This is a genomic window from Sulfurospirillum barnesii SES-3, from assembly GCF_000265295.1.
Lineage (GTDB): Bacteria > Campylobacterota > Campylobacteria > Campylobacterales > Sulfurospirillaceae > Sulfurospirillum > Sulfurospirillum barnesii.
Genome location: NC_018002.1, coordinates 1,182,417 through 1,202,896 on the forward strand (window position 1 = coordinate 1,182,417; position 20,480 = coordinate 1,202,896).

Consider the following 20,480-nt stretch of genomic DNA (forward strand, 5'->3'; position numbering starts at 1 on the left):
GAAAAAGATGAAAATAGCCGTTTTATTTGGCGCACAAAGTTTTGAACATGAAATTAGTGTGGTGAGTGCCATTGCTTTAAAAAAAGTCTTAAAGAGTGAGATAGTTTATATTTTTTGTGATTATGAGCGAAATTTTTATCTCATCCCAACGGACACCATCAACGCTAAGCGTTTTAGTAGCGGTGCCTACAAAAAAGATAAGAGCCTTGTTCTAAAACAAGGAGGATTTTTTGCACAAAAAATGTTTGGTGAAGAAAAAGTGGCGTTTGATGTCCTGATAAATTTAGTACACGGACGAGATGGTGAAGATGGTAAATTAAGCTCTTTACTTGAGTTTTTCGCTATTCCTTACATTGGCCCTCGTATAGAGGGAAGTTGCATCAGTTATAACAAGCTTTTTACAAAACTCTATGCAAAAGAAGTGGGTGTTGATGTATTGGATTACCAAGTTTTGCACAAAGAAAGCAAAGACGATATTCGCATTGCGTATCCTTTTATTGTCAAGCCTTTACGTTTGGGAAGTTCCATTGGCATTGGCATTGTGAAAGACGAAAAAGAGCTCTCCTATGCCCTTGATGTTGCATTTGAGTTTGACGATACTGTGCTTATTGAACCTTTTATGCAAGGGGTCAAAGAGTATAACCTTGCAGGATGTAAAACCGATGGCTTTATTTTTTCAATTATTGAAGAGCCTCAAAAAGAGGAATTTTTGGATTTTGATAAAAAGTATTTGGATTTTTCACGTACCAAAAGAGTCACTGAAGCACATCTTGATGTCAAAATACAAGAAAAAATTCGTGAAGCTTTTGTAAAACTCTACGATCCGCTTTTTTTAGGGGCATTGATTCGTTGTGATTTTTTTGTGATTGATGAGACAATTTATTTGAATGAAATCAACCCAATTCCAGGAAGTATGGCAAATTATCTGTTTGATGATTTTGATACGATTATTACATCTTTAGCTCAGTACTTACCTCGTACTACAACCGTTATGAAAGCGTATCATTATATTCATTCCATTCAAGCTGCTAAAGGGAAGTAAAAGTCTTTTTTACATAAGATAATACATAAAATTTTGTGAAAAAGGTTTTTTGTATGACCTATACTAAAAATGAAATTATGACAGCAACTGATATGGTGCGTAATTTTAGCTCTGTATTGGGAAGCCTTAGCAAGGGTGAGCATAAGCGTATTGTCATTGTTAAAAATAATCGTTTTGAAGCAGTGATGGTAACAGTGGATGAATATGAAAAAATGAGCGAAGCGGTTAGTATTTTAGAAAAAATTTATGCGAGCACCAAAAAGAAGAGTGATGGCTAAGAAAGAGATTGTTTTTCAGGGAAACACTTACACGCTTAGCTACGAGATTCTTCATCTTCATCAGCCCAAAATAATTCTCTTTTTACACGGTTGGGGCAGTACGAAAGAGATTATGAAACAAGCGTTTGGAAAGACGTTTGGAGGGTATCAACATCTCTATCTTGATTTACCTGGATTTGGAAATTCTTCTGTTCACGAAGTCCTTGATACGGCTATGTATGCACGTATTGTTCAACTTTTTTTAGAGGCATTACATGTAAAGCCTGATATTGTTTTTGGGCACTCCTTTGGTGGAAAAGTAGCCACACTTTTAGAACCTCAGGTGTTAGTTTTACTTTCCAGCGCTGGGGTTGTTGTTCCAAAGTCATTGAAAGTGAGGGCAAAGATAGCTTTATTTAAAGCATGTAAGCCTTTTTTTCCACAGCGTTTTTATCGTTTTTTTGCGAGTAAAGATGTGGAAGGAATGAACCAAAGAATGTACGAGATTTTAAAGCGGGTGGTGAATGAGGATTTTACACCTCACTTTCTTACATGTAAAGCGCAAACCTTTATTTTTTGGGGAAGAGAAGATAGTGCAACACCGCTTAGCAGTGGAGAAAAAATAGCTTCTTTGATCCAAAAAAGCCATTTTTATCCTTTAGAGGGAGACCATTTTTTCTTTGTTAAGAAGGGAAGAGATATTGAAAAATTGTTGTTGGAGCTTGGTTTTTGAATACGTATAAATTAATCGTTACGGGGCGCGTACAAAAAGTAGGATACCGTCGTTTTGTGATAGAAATGGCTGAAACGCTGGGGTATAGAGGGTATGTAAAAAATACGACTGATGGGAATGTTGAAGTTGTTATTAATGCAAGTTATGAAGAAGATTTGGAGTTTTTTATTTCCAAATTGTATGATGGTTCCATGTTTTCACATGTCGAAGATGTGACATGCCAAAAAATCGATTCTTGTATTTTTCGTTCTTTTGAAAAGAGGTCGTAATGGAAATATTCCTCACCAGTGTGGTGCATTTTGCTTTTGTATTGTGCATCGGGTATTATTTTATGACGGCAATGCAATGGTATAGTTATCGATTAGAACGTATTTTATTCCATTATAATCGTTATGATTGGCATCTTTATTTTTTTATTTTTCCCTTATTTGCTTATTATCTGCTCGATGGTATTGTGTTGTATTGTTTTTCCATTCTTCTGATTATTGCACTGAGCCTGTGGAACAAGAAAAATGATAAAAAACTGGTTTTTACCGCACGGGTGAAGCGTTTTTTTCTTTTTTTAATTTTTGCAACACTTTTTCAAAACACCCTGTGTCTTACGTATATTTCGTGTCAAAAATTTGGTATTGTGATACCACTTGGTCTAGCCCAACTTTTAAGCATGATTTTTGAGAAAATTCTTTTTGAAAGTTATAAAAAAGAAGCGTTTCATAAAGTGATGCAACGCTCATCTATGAAAGTGATTGCGATTACCGCAAGTTACGGAAAAACAAGTATTAAAAATTTTTTAGCCCAGATACTTTCAAAGCAATTTTTAGTTTACAAAACCCCTCGCAGTGTGAATACTATTGGTGGAATTATCAAAGATATTAATACGGATTTACCTCAAGCATGTGATGTTTATATTGTCGAAGCAGGTGCGCGTCTTAAAGGGGATATTGATGCGATAGCACGTCTAGTTAATCCCCATATAGCAATTGTTGGACGTATTGGGGCGCAACACATTGAGTATTTTAAAACACTTGAGAATATTCGCAATACCAAAATGGAAATGATTCATTCAAACCGTCTTGAAAAAGCTTTTGTTCATGAGAGTGCACAGGTAAAAGCTTCTGAGACAGTTGTCTGTTTTGGTGATGATCTTAAAGATGTAGAAGCAACACTCGATGGTGTAAAGTTCACGATGGTTATTGATGGGAAAGAAGAGCGCTTTTTTTCACCTCTTTTAGGTGATTTTAATGCCATCAATCTTGGCGTGTGTATTCATGTAGCTAAAGAGCTAGGCATGCGTTTGGAAGCCATTAAAGAAGCCATTAAAGAGCTTAAAGGGGTAGAACATCGCCTTCAAAAAATTGAAGCAGGTGGAAAAGTGATTATTGATGATAGTTTTAATGGGAATTTAGAAGGTATGCTTAGTTCCTATGCATTGGTGGCATCGTATGCAGGGCGAAAAGTCATTGTAACACCTGGTATTGTGGAAAGTACAGTAGAAGCCAATGCTCTGTTAGCACAAACAATCGATGATGTTTTTGACCTTGTGATTATTACAGGAAAAAGCAATGCAGCGATTTTAGGATTACATGTAAAGAAAGCACAAAAAATTGTTTTAGCGGATAAGTCACAGTTACAAACAGTTTTAGCAGAACAAACACATGTAGGCGATTTAATTTTATTTTCTAATGATGCACCAAGCTTTATATAAAGAAGACGTAAAAATTCTATATTATAGTATAGTTCTTAGATAGCTCTTAAATGATTATGCGTATGATTAAAGCATTTGCAGAAGTAAACACAAAGGAGTGAAATGCAAACGAAAAGTTTATATATTTCATCGTTAGAATCAGCAGCGGGCAGCCTGATTGTGACGATGGGTATTATGGAGTTGCTAAAAGGTCGTCTGGGTAAGGTTGCTTTTTTTAGACCCGTCATCGCAAGTGAGCATGAGCCTGATCAAGATATTAGTTTTATGTTGGAGTATTATGCTCTTAAAATGGCGTATGAAGATACGTATGGTTACACCGTGCATCAAGTCGAAAGCCTTATTGCCGAGAATAAATACAATGAGGTTTTAGAAACCCTTATTGAAAAGTTTAAACTCTTAGAAAGCCAGTATGATTTTGTGCTTGTGGAGGGGCTTAATCAATCTATTTTTTCAAATACCCTTGACTTTGACATCAATCTTTCCATCGCAAAAAATCTTAGTTCCCCCTTTATTAGTGTGTTAAAAGGAAAAGGGAAAAGTGTTAAAGAAGTGGTGGATGAAATTCATATTGAAACCGAAGCCATTCGTGCGACAGGATGCCAACACTTTGCTACTTTTGTCAATCGTTTGGGACAATCTGAAGCCCAAGCACTCAAAGAGCTTGCAAACTCTCTTGCGCTTCAATCAACACCGATCTATTTTTTAGAAGAAGTGCCAGAACTTGACACTCCAACCGTGGCTGAAATTCAGAAAAAATTAGGGTGTATGCATATTTATGGTGAAGAGAAAGATTTAAGACGTGTGGTCAAACAGAGTAAAATTGCGGCGATGCGATTGGAAAATTTTTTAGAACATATCGAAGAGGGTGATTTGATTATTACACCAGGTGATAGATCTGATGTCATTGTTGGGTGTTTAGGAACAGTGTTGTCTAAAAACTATCCTAATATTTCAGGCATTTTGCTCACAGGTGGCTTGCTTCCCCATAAATCGATTAATAAACTTTTTTTAGGTTTTAATGATTTTTCTGTTCCTGTCCTAAGTGTTGATACGGATACGTATCATACTGCTGTTAATGTTGCACAAGTTCCTGCAACGATTACCGCACAAAGTGTTCGAAAAATTGCCTTAGCGATGGGACTTTTTTCATCCAATGTGAATACCAAAGAGATTGAGACAATGATTAACGCTGAATCGTCACATGCTTCCATTACACCTGTGATGTTTGAATACGCACTGTTTGAGCGTGCACGAAGTGATCGCAAAAAGATTGTACTTCCTGAGAGCAGTGATGAGCGTATTTTAAGAGCAACAGAGATTTTATTGCGTCGTAATGTTGCAGATATTATTCTTCTTGGAAACCCTGAAGAGGTTTTGCGTAGAAGTGCTTCTTTGGGATTAGACATTAGTAAAGCAGAGATTATTGATCCGATTCATTCTCCGCTTATGGAAGAGTTTGTGACTGCTTTTTATGAAATGCGAAAAGCCAAAGGGCTCTCTTTGGAAGTGGCACGTGATAGTATGATGCTTACCAATTATTTTGCAACCATGATGGTCTCTTTAGGCTATGCCGATGGTATGGTCTCAGGAGCAATTCATACCACGCAAGAGACAATTCGTCCTGCCCTTCAAATTATTAAAACCAAACCAGGGATTTCCATTGTTTCAAGCCTTTTCTTTATGTGTTTGGATACCCGTGTTCTTGTATACGGTGATTGTGCGGTCAATCAAGACCCGAATGCAGAAGAGCTTGCACAAATTGCCATCTCTTCAGCAGATACCGCAAGCATGTTTGGAATTGAACCAAAAGTCGCCATGCTCTCGTACTCAACAGGGGATTCAGGAAAAGGTGAAGAGGTTGAAAAAGTAAGGCTTGCAACAAAAATTGTTAAAGACTCACGTCCTGATTTAATGGTAGAAGGTCCTATTCAATACGATGCAGCCATTGATCCTAGTGTGGCTAAAACAAAACTTCCTAACAGTAAGGTTGCAGGTGAGGCTACGATTTTTATTTTCCCTGATTTAAACACAGGGAATAATACCTATAAAGCGGTTCAACGAAGTTCAGGTGCTGTGGCTATTGGTCCTGTCCTTCAAGGGCTTCGCAAACCTGTTAATGACCTCAGCCGTGGCTGTTTGGTTCCTGATATTGTCAACACAGTAGCGATTACTGCGATTCAAGCACAAACCAATAATGGAGTAAACAATTGAAAATTTTAGTCTTAAATGCAGGCAGTTCTTCCGTTAAATTCCAACTTTTCAATATGCAAGATAATTCTGTTTTAGCCAGTGGGCTGATTGAGCAGATTAGCGAGCCTATGTCACGTATACGTATGAAATATCAAGATTCTACAGGGATTGAACAGGTTGTGGAGCAAACATTGCCTATTTCAGACCACCACGATGCTTTAAGAAAAATGAGTGCTTTATTGATTGAATCAGGTGTGATTCATAATTTAAATGAGCTAGATGGTATTGGACATCGTGTGGTGCAAGGAGGTGCTTCGTTTCAGGCACCTGCTATGGTCGATGAATATGTCATGTCAGAGATAGAAAGGCTTATTCCCCTTGCACCTTTACACAATCCTGGGCATCTCTCAGGAATGAAAGTCTCTGTTGAGCAAAGCCCTAGTGTGCCTCAAGTTGCTATTTTTGACACAGCCTTTCACTCCACGTTACCAAAATATGCTTACATGTACGCCTTACCGTATAAATATTATGATGAACTTAAAATTAGACGTTATGGTTTTCATGGAACCTCCCATCGTTATGTTGTCAAAGAAGCAGCACGCTATTTAAAGCAAGACATTCATACCCTCAATGCGATTACTTTGCATTTGGGAAATGGAGCAAGTGTTGCGGCCATTGAAAATGGAAAGAGTGTGGATACTTCCATGGGACTCACCCCACTAGAGGGCTTAGTAATGGGTACACGCAGTGGTGATATTGACCCTGCGATTTTATTTTATTTGGCACGAAAGCGGGGACTCACACTGGATGAGTTAGACCATATGCTCAATAAAGAGAGTGGCCTTAAAGGGATTTGTGGAAGCAATGATATGCGTGAAATTAGCCGTTTAGCCCATGAAGGCAATGAACAAGCACAACTTGCACGGGATATGTTTAATTACCGTTTGAAAAAGTATATTGGTGCTTATAGTGCGGTTTTAGGACGTGTGGATTGTATTGTTTTTACAGGAGGCATTGGTGAAAATGACAGTGAAACACGAAAAGAGTCTTGCAGTCGCTTAGAAAATTTAGGAATTAAAATTGACGCAGAGCGTAATGCATTACGCAGCAGTGGTATCATGCAAATCAGTACCGATGATAGTGCTGTTAAGGTTTTGGTGATTCCTACCAATGAAGAGCTAGAAATCGCTGTTGAAACAATGGAAATGATCGAAAAACATTGTTAAACTTCGTTTACATGTAGAGATAATTTCTCTACATGTAAATTTAAGCTAAAAGCTCTTTTGCGATGGCATTAATTCTCTTACCATCAGCAACGCCCTCACATTCAGATAAAACCGCACCCATCAGTTTTCCAATCTCTTTCATATTTGACAAACCAAGGGCTTGAATGTGTTTAGAAAGAATTGCTCTTAATGCTTCATCACTGAGCTGTTCAGGCAAGTAGGCTTTGAGAATGGAGGCTTCTTTCATCTCTTTTTCATACAAATCCATTCTTCCCGCTTCTTTAAAAGCAAGGGATGCATCGTCTCGTTGTTTCAGCGATTTTTGAATGATTTTAATAATATCCGCATCACTAAGCTCTTTACGTTCATCCACTTCAATTTGCTTTAGCGCACTCATTAAAAAGCGAATCACATCACGCATGAACGTATCTTGAGTTTTCATCGCATTTTTAAGGTCATTTTGAAGTTTCATTTTTATTTCAGACATTCTGTTTCCTTTTTTGCTTAAGACTTCATTAGCAGAGTATTTTATAGTATAATCTCGTAAAATAGAATAAAATGGAGTGTTATGAGAGTTTTTACATGTAGCGTCTTTGCTGCTTTTGTCCTTGTTGGATGTTCGAGTCATCCTGCCAGTCCAGAGATAAATATGAAACCTCCTGTGTATGTCGATGAGATGCCTACTCGTGTGAATGAAAATACAGGATCCAATCCTGGCAGTCTCTTTGGACAGGGTGATAATCCCCTTTTTGCGGATTTAAAAGCAATGCATGTCAATGATGTTGTTACCATAACCATTACGGAAAAAACCGCTCAGACATCTTCTGGGAAAAAGTCCCTAGAGAAAGAGAGCAGTAGCGACTTAAATGCAGGGGTCATAGCAGGTGTGCCTTTTGGAGGTCCTGTGGGAAAAGTAGCAGATAAGATAGCAACTAAATCAGCCAATTTAGGATTTAACGCAGGTTCGACCAACTCTTTTTCAGGTACGGGAAGTCTAAGCCGTAATGAGAGTTTTGCAACAACGATCTCGGCTCGCATTATTAAGGTTTTAAGCAATGGGAACTATTTTATTGAAGGAAGCCGTGAATTGCTCATTAATGGTGAAAAGCAAATGATACAAGTTAGCGGAGTGATTCGTCCTTACGATATTGACCAATACAATAATATAGACTCAAAATATATTGCGGATGCTAAGATTCTTTATAAAACAGAAGGGGATATTGACCAAACAACCACAAGACCATGGGGTTCCAAATTTATGGAATCCATTTGGCCATTTTAAAACGAAAATAGTTTATGTTATTATTTAATAAAGGATAGTTCATTTGGAAACACGTAATCCACCTAAGTTTATGGAAAGAGACAAGCTTTTTAAAGGCAAAGATATTATTGTTGCGCTGAAATACTTTGGTGCAAGTTTTGATAAACTCAAAACCAATACCCCCAATCGTGCCCGTGCACTTGTTCTTGGCTATAAAGCATGGAAATTAGGACTCAATGAGGCACAATTACGTTCCGTCTTGCCACGAGAAATCAGTGATAAAGAGATATTAGAAGTGCTCGAATATAAAGAGAAAAAAAGTATTCGCAGCTGGAGTATTTTTACCAAAGTAAAAGAAGACGATTATAAAATCAAAGTTGAGCGAATGTGGTGTAAAAAATTAGGAGCCATTTGTCTTATTGCAAAATTAGGACAAAAAGAGCTTATCGCATTGGCCAAAGAGAGGTTTGAAAATGACCTTGATTGTACTATTCCTAAAGAGTTTTAAGCAATTTTAGCCTTACATGTAAAAAGATGTAAGGCTCTCTTTTACGACTTAACCGCTTTTGCCATGTCCCACATGGGCATAAAAATACCCAGAGCCATTAACAGTACCATACCCGCAATAAATCCTAACAAAATAGGCTCAATGTAACTTGCAATATTGTCAATGATTTGGTTAAAACGAGATTTTAAATACAGTGTTACTTTTTCTAACATTTTATCAAGTGTTCCACTTTGTTCTCCCGCTTGAATCATCTGAATCAGCATTCCCTCAAATAAATTTGTGTCACGAAAAGATTCAGTTAGTGAAATTCCACGTTGTACAGAGATTTTTACAGAAGAGAGTCTTTTTTTAAGATGCGTATTTTCTAAGGTCAACAATGACGTATCCAAAGCATCAGCAATGGGAATACCTGCTCGAATAAGTTCTGTAAAAACAAGGCAAAAACGACTGAGTGTTGCGTAGAAAATAATATCGCCAATGAGATACACTTTAAGAATATATTCATCAAAGTTTTTCTTAAACTCCTCATTCGTGTTGAGTAAATACTTAATAAGAACAAAACTCAAGATAATACCTGCAAGTAAAAAGAAGCCATACTGATTAATCATATGCTCCATAAAAAGAAGGATTTTGGTGGGCAAAGGCAGTTCTGCTTTGAGCTTCTCAAAAATATCTTTAAATTTTGGTACAACATAAACCATTAAAATGGTAAAAGCAATGGCAATAGCAATTACAACGGTGATAGGGTAGCGTAATGCTTTTTTAAATTTTTGCCTGTTTTCTTCAATCTCTTCAAGAATATCTGCAAGTTTTTCAAGCGATTCTGCCATGTTACCAGTACTTTCACCTAGTTCCACCATAGCGATGGTGACATCCCCAACACTCTCACGATAAGACATCAGTGATTGTGTAAGGCTTAATCCTGAATTCAAGTCGTCATTTACCGTATGAAAAATCTCTTTTAAAGAGGTGTCTATGGTAGCATTGGCAACCTCTTTAACACTGTCATGAATTGAAATACCAGCATTTGTCATAACACTTAATTGCCTAATGGCAGCAATCAATGAGGTCATTTTTATTTTTTTGCGTAAGAAGGTTCCTAAAAGTTCATTTTTAAAGCCACGCAATTGATCTTCAAGGGGTGCGGATGTTTCTTTAATGGTTAAAATAATCCCAGGGACTTTATTTTTGGCAATTGAGATTGCATCTTTACGATCAGGAGATTTAATAATGGTTTTGGATTTTTTACCTTTAAAAAGGTAATTGATTTCAAAATATTTCATTCTTTTGCGACCCTTATGATTTCATCTAAGGTTGTCACACCATTAGCTGCACGTATGATACCATCATGGTACATATCAATAAAGCCTTCGAGTAGTGCTTGTGCTTTAATCTCGCTTTTCCCCGCTCCTTGTGCAATCATACTGGAAATTTTTTCACTAATAACAAGAATTTCAGAAATCATCTCACGCCCAAGATAGCCTGTTTGTGAACATTTCTCGCACCCTGTGTTTTTATAAAATTGATAATTCTCAGGTAGCATATCTTTAATTTCATCGTAAGCTGTTTTAGGGAGTGTGTGTTTGACTTTACAATGCGGACACAATTTACGCACCAAGCGTTGTGCTTCAATAGCAATGAGTGAACCGCTCATAAGATAAGGCTCAATCCCCATATCAACCACCCGAGTTACAGCACTTACTGCATCATTGGTATGCAGAGTAGAAAAGACTAAGTGACCTGTAAGTGCCGCTTGAACTGCAATACGTAGTGTTTCTGTGTCTCGAATCTCACCAATCATAATAACATCAGGGTCTTGTCTTAAAATAGAACGTAGGGCAGAAGCAAAGGTAAGGTTGGCTTTTTCATTGACCTGAACTTGCTGTGTCAATGTCAATTGATACTCCACAGGGTCTTCAACGGTAATAATTTTAGTTTGTACACTCTTAATCGCATTCAGTGCAGCATATAAGGTTGTTGTTTTACCGCTTCCTGTTGGACCCGTGACTAAAATAATCCCATAAGGTGAATGCATGGCTTGCTCAAATTTGACATAATTATGAGGGTGCATGCCCAAATCTTCAATTTTAATCATGACTTTAGATTTATCTAAAATACGAATAACAATAGATTCACCATTAATGGTTGGAAGTGCTGAAATCCTAAAATCGTATTCTCGATTTAAGATGGTTGCCGAAAAACGACCATCTTGTGGTTTTCTTTTTTCCGCAATATCCATATTAGAGAGCAATTTCATACGTGAACCAAGAGGAGGATAAATGTCTTTGTCAAAAATAAATGTTTCGGTAAGCATCCCGTCTATTCTGCTACGAACAATACAGTTATTTTCTGTTGGTTCGATATGAATATCACTTGCTCGTGCTAAAATAGATGTTTTTAGAATAATCTCAATGAGTTTTAAGATACCTGATGATTCTTGAGGGTTATCAATAGCGCTAGAAGAGATCTCTTTACGAATTTCGCCAATCAACCCTTTAATACTTTCACCAAGCTCCATTTTGACAAGGTATTTGTCAATTTGCATGGGTTGTGCAATAATGATTTTAAGCAGTTTTCTGGGAAATAATCGTTGAATGCCCTCTTGCGCATGAAGATCCAGAGGGTCTTTTAGTGCCACATATATATTAATTTCATCTTCTTTAATGGGAAGTGCTTTAAACTTTTTCAGTTGCATAAATGGCAACTTTGATGCGAGACGATAGTCAATGTCAATAGAATCTAAGTCCAAATACTCACATTTTAAATTTTTTGCCAAAGCCTTTAAAAAAATCTCATCTTCAATGGCAAAGTGTTCATCTACATCATCAAGGCTTATGTGCCCCTTTTTGAAACATTCAATAACAAGACTAAGCATATCTTCTTTGGTTAAAATAGCGTTATCCATAAGAATTTCACCTAGAATTTTATGTGCATCTATTTTAGTTTCTTCTCTCAAGCGTGTTGCAGTTGGTTCATCAATGAGATGCGTATGAATAAGGTGTGTTAAAACAGGGCTTATAATATCACTCATGCATTATCCATTTTCTAAATTTTTACTATTGTAGCATCTATCGGGTACATTTGGATTACTCAATGCTTGCACCAATACTCATCTGCTGTAGCAAACTCTCCGCAGCCTTTGATTTATGATTTTTTAAATAGGCTTTGAGTGCTCCTTGAGCATCTTCTTTATGCCCCAATTTGAATTTTGATTTTGCAAAGAAAATCCAACTTTTTTCATTTTCAGCATCAAGATTATTCGCAATTAACGCCCATTTATTACTTTCACTATAATTTTTATTTTTATAATACTCTTCACAAAGCATCAGTGCAAACACAACATTGTGTGTTTTATCAAATCGTTCTTTAAGGTATTGGATTGTGTCAACATCTTTTGTTTCAATATGAATCACACTTTTTTCTTTGTTCTCATTCATCAGTGGTGGAGGTAAGAGTGTTGTGTCCAACCACTTTTCTTCTTTGGGATCATTTGAAAAATCATCCTTTGGTAGAGGGATGTTGCTTATGCGTGTCTCTTGCATGGTGACATGCGATACATTGGTTTCAACACGGGGTAATTGCAAGAGCAGAGGTTGCTTTTTCTCGCTTACAAGAGGTAACAAGGGTAGGGCGCTATGGGTAGAAAGATTGCTTTCGTAGGGTGGGGGTGTTTCATCTTTTTGTGTATCTACACAGAGGAAAAAATAAAAAATTATATAGGTGCTGATTGCTAGAACACTTAGCCCAAGAATAGGGCGAAGTTTTTGCTTGAAGCGATAGCGAAAAACTCTTTTTTCCAGCTCTGCTATTTCGTGTGCATTAAGCATGAATCATCCCTAAACTAATTCCAGCCATTTGCACATACTTTACATGTAAAGCGTGGGGTGAGAGGTGTGATGGCTTATTCAGGTCATAATATTCTAAGATTTCAAATAATTTGTACATCAGTTTATTGATGCTCCTTAGGTTTCCATTGGTGAGTGTTGCGATGATTTTATAGTGTTTGTCGGAAAAAAGAGTGGTGTGTTCGAAATGTTTATGAAAAAGTAGTTTTTTTTCAATGTATGTTTTTATCTCTTTAAAAGAAGCATTGTCTATTTCTATGGTCTCCCAAATACGTGTTTGAAAATAATCTTTTGCCAAGAGGTCTTCTTTGTCTGTTTTGTGAACCGTAAAGAGAAATTTGAATAACCTTGAATCTGCCATAAGACGAATTTTTTCAATCAAATCACTCGGATAAAGTTGTGCCTCATCAATTAAGACTGTAATGGCTTTTTCTTTGGAGACAATATGCTCTCGCATAACTTCTAAAAACTCATTGTAATGTTTGAATTTAGGAGATTTTTGCTTCATGACTTCTTCATAAAGAGCTTCAATAAAAGCTTTTTCTTCAAAAAAAGGTCGAGGAAAAAAAACAATAGGCTTTTCATTTTTATAATCATGGTAAATTTTTTGAAGTAAAAATGTTTTACCTGTCCCTGGTTTTCCGTAAAAAAGAATCAACTTCAATGGTTTGTCAATTGTTTGAACCAATTTGTCATACGTGCTTACAGACTTATCCAAATGAATATAATCAAAGACTTCACCATCAACAAAAATGGTTTTAAGATTACTATAAAGACTATTCATAGATTTTTTGACTGTACCCTAAATCTTTCAGTGTAGCTTTGTCTGTCCCTTTCGCACCAATAATGCGAGGAGTAATCACAAAAACAAGCTCTTTGGTTTTAAGCGTCTCTTCTGAATGCTTAAAGGCTTCACCCAGAAAAGGAATACTGCTTAAAAGAGGTACACTTGAATTTTCTTGACCTCTCTCCGATGCAATAAGACCCCCTAAAATAATCGTACTACCATCATTTACTTTCACCACAGTAGAGAGCTTTTTCTCTTGAGTATCTGGCGCCATAACCCTTTCATTCCCAACACTTCTTTGGGCATCATCGCTTGCATATTTAAAGCTACTCACCGATGGATTGATGCGTAAAATAATCTCATTATCTTCTGAAATTTCAGGGGTGATATTCAGCAAAACACCGATAAAAATAGAGTAGTTTGTGTAGGTTGTCGTTAGTGTTGTATTAGTTGTTGCAGCGGTATTCGTGGTATCCTCTGGAACACGGTAATTAATATTATCTCCAATGGTAATAAGGGCTTGTTGGTTATTCATGGTTAAAACTTTTGGACTTGAAACCACTTTTGCATCCCCACTGCTGCCTAAAAAATCAATTAAGCCAGAGACAGAAAAAACGGCATCATTAACAACGGTTAGATTATTATATGTTCGAGTAATAGCAGAATCAATAGCGGTATCAGAGGATGTAGAACTTGTATTAGTGTATGTATGGCTTGTTCGATTATTATTGTTACTGTTATTAAATATACTACTGCTACTAAATCCTAAAGAAAATTTACTCCAATCAATACCTGTTTTATTGGTGTTATCCAGAGCCACCGAAATAATAGAAACATCAATGAGTACTTGTTTATGTAAGCGTTCTCTTAGAAGATCAATATAGTCTTTCGCACGGTCTAACTGTTTTTTGGTAGCGGTCACTGTAATAATTCCAGCATTAGCATTAATCATAGGAGATTGTGCATGATAACTCTCTGCACCTGTGTTAATAACAGCCATCAGTTCGGTAGCAATTGTTTTCCAAAAATCAAAGGTCTCATTAGAAGAAATACTGTTTTGGCTTTGCATGGTCTGATCTTTTGTTCCACCTTCTTCTGTAGGAGTGGAATCAACCGATGCATTAATCACCGCAGTACCTGTGCGTACGGAGGTAACATAATCGACTTTAAATGATTTTGTTGCCAGTGCAGAAATTTTTAGAAAATTTTTATCGTAGGTGTAGAAAAGATCATTGTCATGAATGACAATTTGAAACACTTCATCTAAAGAGAGGTTTTTTATATTAATACCATTGAGATTTTTAGCCAGAAGCTTCTCTGCCTCAGCATCTTTTACAACAATACTAAAGTCACACATTTCAGCCAATTCATTTAAAAATTCAGCCCCAGTTGCTTTGTTGTTGGTTTTAATGGTAAAGGAACGATACTCACATGCATTTCTATTTTTTTCAGCACCTAAAAGAGGTGAAAGGGCAAGCGTTACCAACGCTATCAATGCGATAAATTTATTTGGAAAATATCTGGATGTTATGTGCATCTTTTGTCCTTAGTAAAAGTTCTTTTTGTTCAATTCCATTTTTGAGAATAACACGATTCGAAGAAACATCACTGAGCTCAAAAAGCCCAACGAAATCATTTTTTTTATACCATGTTCCATCAATTTTTGCTTTTTGATTTAAGGTTGCTTCAAGGATATAAGCAGGTTCATGAATACTTGCATTCGTATCTTCTCCCTCAAGAGGTTTTGTCATAACAACAAAAGGGTTTTCCAATGAATCAATCATAATGGCATTGGCACCTAAGCGTTTTTCTGCAATTTTATCAAATAGAGTATCGTAAACCTTTTTATCATTATTTAATGAAACAAGATCGTTTGAATAGAGTACATTAACAATGAGTAAACAGAGGATACTTTTTATACCGATTGTTTTCAATATTTCATCCCCCAAATGGCAATATTAAACTCCCCTTCTAATTCTTCTTTCCCTAGCCATGTAAGATCATGAATATCCACTACCAACTCACTCTCCTCAATAGCATTCATAAATTTCATTGTATTTGCAAAAGACCCATTAAACGTAAGTTTTAAACTTAAAATTTGTTCAATTTTTTGCAGATTTGGTTCATTCATTTTGTTTTCAAGAAGTTTAATTTTTACAGAATATTTTTGTGCCAAGAAGGTAATAGAATCAATAAATTTTGCCCAATTTTCATTATTGAAAAGTAAATAGGAAAGGTCTCTTAATTTGGTATCAATATACAAATTGGTATCTTGCGTTTTTTCAAACAGTATTTTTGCATCTTCTATTTCTAAGGTCACTTTTTTGATGAAATAGTTTGAATCACCCTCTTTTGAAACAGAGGCAAGATACGCTTGTTCATCACGAAGTTTTCTCTCTATTTCTTGTGCGTTTCTTTGGGTTCTTTTTAGTAAATCCTGTGTTATAGGACTCACATACGAGTAAGTAAAAAAAGCAATAGAAGCAAAAATCATTAAGAAAATTAAGTAGACCTCGCTCTCTTTTTTATCGCCAAAGTAACGATCAATCTTATTTAAAAGCGTATCAATACGGTTATTCATGGCTCAATCCTATTGCTATTTTACTTGTATAGAATTTTAACGTATCATCGTATTGGATTTTGTCCGTGTTGACATAGTATGTTTTTAAAGCAGTTAAATCTTTGATAAATTCTGTAATTTTCTTTTCATCGCTATTGCGTATATTAAAATGAAAGACATTTTTTTTGAACTCTATGGATTCTAATCTGCACCCATTCTTATTGGATAAAGCAAAAATTTCTGTCAGAACGACTGCTTTCATTGGATAGGATATTTTTTTACTGTAAATTTCATTTAATAATTTTTTTCTAAATTCAAATTTAGAAGTTTCACTGCTAACTAAAGCATCAATTTTTGCTTTTTCTGTTTTTAAAAGAGCTAATTCTTGACGAATAAGGGAAGTTTGTTGAACAATGGTGTTGTACGTATTTGTTTGTTGATTCATTTTTAGAGTTAAAAAGGAGTGATAAACAAATTGGTACGCAGGATAGGCAAAACCAATAAGAAGACTTACCGCCATAACACCTAATAATTTACCAGCGGGTCTTTCTTTTAAGGCAGGAGGACGTTTGTAGAGTGAGAAATTGAGCCTATCATCTAGGTTTTCTATATAATGCTGTGCTGTTAGCATCATCAGAATATGTATTTGATCAATATACCACTCTTTTGAATTAATCGCTATATTAAAATTAAATTCAAAAGGCTCTAGCCCTAAATAATTTTTTGTGTATTCATCTGTTCCAAAAAAAGAACCTACTTCTGAGCCTATATAAATTTTATCGACATAATCAATGGCGTATGTTCGTTTAGTGAAAACAAGCACATCACTGATGTATAAAAATATTTCTTCAAACAGTTGTGCTAAATACTCTTTATACAGCGTATTAGACTTTCTTAGACCCTCGTGGGTAAGAAGCTTATAAAAATCATCCTCATCAATACGTTCACCCATAAGTTCACAAAATTTTTCATTCATTTCACGTAAAGAGTAGTGAAGCGATTTTGAGTAGAGGTATTCACCGTTTTTATAAAGCGCTAAAAAAGCATCAGCTTTTTGAAAATAGACAAAACCGTGTGTGCCATCCGCATCAATGAAGTTTTTATGATAGAGCGATTTTAAAAGAAAAGGAGCGGTTGTAATGTAATCAATATAAGGAATTTTATCACACACAAAACGGAATTTTGTGTTGAGAAGGTTTGTGTCAATTAGAAAAACATTAAAGGATCTATTTTTTGTATCGCTTGAATCGGTTTCCGTATAATTCATGCTATAGGCAATCGAAGAATCCAGTGCCAGTTCGTCATATACTTTGATTTCAATAGCATCGTTTATATCACTATCAGGAATGTTTCGGCTAATGTCAATAATGGTGCTAATAACATCACGTGTGTGTAAATAGGAGATGAAAAAAGCGTCTTTATTGCTTTTTTCAAGATTATTCAGTTTGATTTCATTTTTAGAATAGATATAAGAGGCAAGAGTTTGTGAATCAATGGAGATAATCTCTGTCGTAGAACGCTTCCCCTCATGTATATTCATTTTTAAAACCTTTTCATGTGTAAATTTACTATTTTTTATTGAGTGTGTTTTATTCGACCGCGTAACCAATTTTTTTCAAGAGGTCTTTGTCTTGACTCCACCCTTGTTTCACCACTACCACTAATTTTAAGAAAAGGCGTTTTTGTGACAAAGATTCTATCAGTTTTCGTGCGTGTGAGCCAATACGTTTAATGGTTTGCCCCTCTTTACCGATAATAATCCCTTTTTGGCTCTTTTTATCGACAATAATAGTAGCATAAATGTTGTCGATTGTCTCTTTTTCTTCTACTTTATCAATAATAACATCTGCAAAATAAGGTATTTCATCACTGGTATTCTCAAAAATAGCTTCACGAATAAGTTCTTTATAAATATCACGAGAACGCTCTGTTGTAAGGATTTCAGGGTCATACAGGTACGGGTGTTCTGGCATATATTTTGAAATGGCTTCCAAAAGATAGGATTGTGAGGTTCCTTTTTTGATGGAAACGGGGACTAAGGCAGCAAATTTGTCTTGATATGCTTGGTATTCACCTAGCTTATCAAAAAGGGCTGTTTGTGAAATCGTGTCTGTTTTACTGAGCAAAACCATATGCGGGGTATTGCGTTTATTTAAGGATAAAAAATCACTGTAATTTTGAAGAGAGTCACTTGCTGGGGCTAAAAATAAAATAAGATCACAATCGCCCATGGCTTTCATGGCCTCTTCAAGCATAAATTGATTTAAAAGGCGCTCTTGTTCATGAATACCTGGGGTGTCAATGAAAATAATTTGCGTATTTTCATGCATAGCAATAATATTTAAGCGTTTTCGTGTGGCATTGGCTTTATGCGAAACAAGGGCTAGTTTTTCACCTACGAGCCAGTTGAGTAGGGAGCTTTTCCCTGCATTAGGTCTGCCGATGACTGCAACGTAGCCTGTTTTTGTTTTTTCGTTCATTGTACTTCTTTACTTATAAAATATAGCGACTGCTATCTTCGCTCTCTACGATGGCATCAAGCTTTTCATGGACAAGTTCTTTGTTTACATGTAAGGTTTCGCCACTGTGTTCATCGGCTGTATAACTAATGTCTTCTAAGACTTTTTCAATAATGGTATGCAAACGTCGTGCCCCAATATCTTCTGTTTTTTCATTGGTAATCTGCGCAATTTTAGCGATAGAGCGAATGGCTTCATCTTCAAAGACAAGTTCAACACCCTCGGTTTTCAACAAGGCTTGGTATTGACGAAGCAATGAATTTTTAGGTTGTGTTAAAATTTGATACAAAACCTCTTCTGTGAGAGAATTGAGTTCAACACGCAGTGGAAAACGTCCTTGTAATTCAGGAATTAAATCGCTGGGTTTGCTCACATGAAAAGCACCTGCTGAGATAAAAAGGATGTGGTCTGTTTTAATACTGCCATACTTGGTATTGACATCACTGCCCTCAACAATAGGGAGTAAATCTCGCTGAACACCTTCTTTGCTTGGGTCACTGCGGTGCGACATGGACGCACTCACTGCAATTTTATCAATCTCATCAATAAAGATAATACCGCCATTTTGCGCTCGCTCTCTGGCTTCACTCTTTACCGCTTCCATATCTAATAGTTTCTCGCTGGCTTCGCTTTTGAGTGCTTCTTTCGCATCTTTGACCCGCATCTCTTTTTTAATGGGAGCATGTCCTGAGCCTAAAATTTTGATGAAGGATTCTTGCACCTTAATCATTTCAGGAGGAAGCGATGAATCACCTAAGTCAGAACTGTTTTGAGCTATTTCAATTTCAATTTTGAGTTCATCCAGCTCACCATCACGAAGCTTCTGACGCATTTTTTCAACACTTTTTTCATAATCACTTTTTTTCTCTTCACTCACACCTTTAGGAAGAGGAGGAAGAAGCTTTTCAATAATGGTTTTTTCTACATGTAAAGCAATATCAGCTTGATTTTTTTCCTTGTGTTCTGCTTTGACAAGGTTAATAGATGCCATCATCAAATCTCTGACCATCGACTCAACATCACGCCCTACAAAACCCACTTCTGTATATTTACTTGCTTCAACTTTCACAAAGGGCAAGGAGAGCATTTTTGCCATACGTCTAGCAATTTCGGTTTTACCTACCCCTGTTGAACCAATCATGAGAATATTTTTTGGCATGACTTCCTCAGCCATATCCCCTTCAAGTTTAAGGCGACGGTAACGATTTCGAAGGGCTATTGCAATCGCTTTTTTGGCATTAAACTGTCCAATAATATACTCATCCAAATACGCAACGGTTTGTTTAGGTGTTAAATTCATGCTTCTTTACTCTCTAGGACAAAGGTTTTAATGCGATCATTGGTGTAAATACACAATTCGCTGGCAATTTTAAGGCTCTCTTTGACAAGGGTTTCCTCATCTAATGAGGCATGTCTATCTAGCGCACGGGCTGCAGATATGGCATAGTTTCCACCACTACCAATGGCTGCAATTTTTCCATCTTCTGGTTCTACCACATCTCCCGTGCCACTTAAAATAAAAATGTGCTCACAGTTTAAAACAATCATCATTGCTTCTAAACGTCGAAGCATTTTATCTTTGCGCCACTCTTTGGAAAATTCAATAACTGATTTATACAAATCACCTTTTTTCTGCTCTAAGATATTTTCAAACATATCAAAAAGATTAAACGCATCGGCGGTACTGCCAGCAAAACCAGCTAAAATTTGACCATTATAGAGTTTACGAATTTTGGTTGCGTTATTTTTTAAAACGGTATTGCCAAATGTGACTTGTCCATCACCGCCAATAACCGCTTTTTTATCGCCACGGCACGCAAGAATGGTGGTTGCTTCAAACATAGTGT

The 20,480-nt window shown here is 36.3% G+C and carries 21 protein-coding genes; 9 read left to right on the forward strand and 12 right to left on the reverse strand.

What is annotated here, in order from left to right:
- Positions 1-7 precede the first annotated feature (7 nt).
- The 7 genes from SULBA_RS06005 to SULBA_RS06035 all read left to right on the forward strand — a co-directional run bounded on the left by SULBA_RS06005 (position 8) and on the right by SULBA_RS06035 (position 7,153).
- Complete coding sequence (locus tag SULBA_RS06005; RefSeq protein WP_014769387.1) at positions 8-1,042, forward strand: D-alanine--D-alanine ligase; 1,035 nt, start codon at positions 8-10, stop codon at positions 1,040-1,042.
- 53 nt (positions 1,043-1,095) lie between these two features.
- Entirely contained in the window at positions 1,096-1,320 is a 225-nt protein-coding gene (locus tag SULBA_RS06010) for a type II toxin-antitoxin system Phd/YefM family antitoxin (RefSeq protein WP_014769388.1), read from the forward strand.
- Entirely contained in the window at positions 1,313-2,032 is a 720-nt protein-coding gene (locus SULBA_RS06015; RefSeq protein WP_014769389.1) for an alpha/beta fold hydrolase, read from the forward strand. The genes SULBA_RS06010 and SULBA_RS06015 overlap by 8 nt, the downstream gene beginning before the upstream one ends.
- Positions 2,029-2,301 (forward strand): acylphosphatase, encoded by a 273-nt coding sequence (locus SULBA_RS06020; RefSeq protein WP_014769390.1) that lies wholly within the window; start codon positions 2,029-2,031, stop codon positions 2,299-2,301. Before SULBA_RS06015 ends, SULBA_RS06020 begins: the two co-directional genes overlap by 4 nt.
- Entirely contained in the window at positions 2,301-3,737 is a 1,437-nt protein-coding gene (locus SULBA_RS06025) for a Mur ligase family protein (protein ID WP_014769391.1), read from the forward strand. The genes SULBA_RS06020 and SULBA_RS06025 overlap by 1 nt, the downstream gene beginning before the upstream one ends.
- A 102-nt stretch (positions 3,738-3,839) precedes the next feature.
- Positions 3,840-5,948 carry a phosphate acetyltransferase gene (gene pta, locus SULBA_RS06030; protein ID WP_014769392.1) on the forward strand — a complete coding sequence of 703 codons (2,109 nt, stop codon included), beginning with the start codon at positions 3,840-3,842 and terminating at the stop codon, positions 5,946-5,948.
- Positions 5,945-7,153: an acetate/propionate family kinase gene (locus SULBA_RS06035; protein WP_014769393.1), complete on the forward strand. Its 1,209-nt coding sequence runs from the start codon at positions 5,945-5,947 to the stop codon at positions 7,151-7,153. The genes pta and SULBA_RS06035 overlap by 4 nt, the downstream gene beginning before the upstream one ends.
- A gap of 40 nt (positions 7,154-7,193) precedes the next feature.
- On the opposite strand, the gene SULBA_RS06040 is transcribed toward SULBA_RS06035, so the two are convergent.
- Positions 7,194-7,640 (reverse strand): GatB/YqeY domain-containing protein, encoded by a 447-nt coding sequence (locus SULBA_RS06040; RefSeq protein WP_014769394.1) that lies wholly within the window; start codon positions 7,638-7,640, stop codon positions 7,194-7,196.
- Between the two features lie 81 nt (positions 7,641-7,721).
- Here SULBA_RS06040 and flgH point away from each other — a divergent pair, with 81 nt between their 5' ends.
- On the forward strand, positions 7,722-8,435 hold the full coding sequence (gene flgH, locus SULBA_RS06045; protein WP_014769395.1) for a flagellar basal body L-ring protein FlgH: 714 nt from the start codon (positions 7,722-7,724) through the stop codon (positions 8,433-8,435).
- A 43-nt stretch (positions 8,436-8,478) separates the two neighbouring features.
- Positions 8,479-8,922, forward strand: coding sequence for a hypothetical protein (locus SULBA_RS06050; RefSeq protein ID WP_014769396.1), 444 nt, complete (start codon positions 8,479-8,481; stop codon positions 8,920-8,922).
- A gap of 41 nt (positions 8,923-8,963) precedes the next feature.
- On the opposite strand, the gene SULBA_RS06055 is transcribed toward SULBA_RS06050, so the two are convergent.
- Genes SULBA_RS06055 through hslV form a run of 11 tightly spaced genes read right to left on the reverse strand, consistent with a single transcriptional unit; the run spans position 8,964 to position 20,475 of the window.
- Positions 8,964-10,205 carry a type II secretion system F family protein gene (locus SULBA_RS06055; protein WP_014769397.1) on the reverse strand — a complete coding sequence of 414 codons (1,242 nt, stop codon included), beginning with the start codon at positions 10,203-10,205 and terminating at the stop codon, positions 8,964-8,966.
- Positions 10,202-11,953, reverse strand: a complete 1,752-nt coding sequence (locus tag SULBA_RS06060) for a GspE/PulE family protein (protein WP_014769398.1) — start codon at positions 11,951-11,953, stop codon at positions 10,202-10,204. The genes SULBA_RS06055 and SULBA_RS06060 overlap by 4 nt, the downstream gene beginning before the upstream one ends.
- A gap of 55 nt (positions 11,954-12,008) precedes the next feature.
- Positions 12,009-12,749: a hypothetical protein gene (locus SULBA_RS12740; protein WP_014769399.1), complete on the reverse strand. Its 741-nt coding sequence runs from the start codon at positions 12,747-12,749 to the stop codon at positions 12,009-12,011.
- A complete protein-coding gene (locus tag SULBA_RS06070; protein ID WP_014769400.1) occupies positions 12,742-13,551 on the reverse strand; it encodes an ATP-binding protein in 810 nt (269 codons plus the stop codon). Before SULBA_RS06070 ends, SULBA_RS12740 begins: the two co-directional genes overlap by 8 nt.
- On the reverse strand, positions 13,544-15,091 hold the full coding sequence (gene mshL, locus SULBA_RS06075) for a pilus (MSHA type) biogenesis protein MshL (RefSeq protein WP_014769401.1): 1,548 nt from the start codon (positions 15,089-15,091) through the stop codon (positions 13,544-13,546). The genes SULBA_RS06070 and mshL overlap by 8 nt, the downstream gene beginning before the upstream one ends.
- Positions 15,060-15,488, reverse strand: a complete 429-nt coding sequence (locus SULBA_RS06080) for a hypothetical protein (protein ID WP_014769402.1) — start codon at positions 15,486-15,488, stop codon at positions 15,060-15,062. Before SULBA_RS06080 ends, mshL begins: the two co-directional genes overlap by 32 nt.
- Positions 15,485-16,135 (reverse strand): hypothetical protein, encoded by a 651-nt coding sequence (locus SULBA_RS06085; RefSeq protein WP_014769403.1) that lies wholly within the window; start codon positions 16,133-16,135, stop codon positions 15,485-15,487. The genes SULBA_RS06080 and SULBA_RS06085 overlap by 4 nt, the downstream gene beginning before the upstream one ends.
- Positions 16,128-17,654, reverse strand: coding sequence for a hypothetical protein (locus SULBA_RS06090; protein ID WP_014769404.1), 1,527 nt, complete (start codon positions 17,652-17,654; stop codon positions 16,128-16,130). Before SULBA_RS06090 ends, SULBA_RS06085 begins: the two co-directional genes overlap by 8 nt.
- 49 nt (positions 17,655-17,703) lie before the next feature.
- A complete protein-coding gene (era, locus tag SULBA_RS06095) occupies positions 17,704-18,594 on the reverse strand; it encodes a GTPase Era (RefSeq protein WP_014769405.1) in 891 nt (296 codons plus the stop codon).
- A 13-nt stretch (positions 18,595-18,607) separates the two neighbouring features.
- Positions 18,608-19,933 carry an ATP-dependent protease ATPase subunit HslU gene (gene hslU / locus SULBA_RS06100; protein WP_014769406.1) on the reverse strand — a complete coding sequence of 442 codons (1,326 nt, stop codon included), beginning with the start codon at positions 19,931-19,933 and terminating at the stop codon, positions 18,608-18,610.
- A complete protein-coding gene (gene hslV, locus SULBA_RS06105) occupies positions 19,930-20,475 on the reverse strand; it encodes an ATP-dependent protease subunit HslV (RefSeq protein WP_014769407.1) in 546 nt (181 codons plus the stop codon). The genes hslU and hslV overlap by 4 nt, the downstream gene beginning before the upstream one ends.
- Between the last annotated feature and the right edge of the window lie 5 nt (positions 20,476-20,480).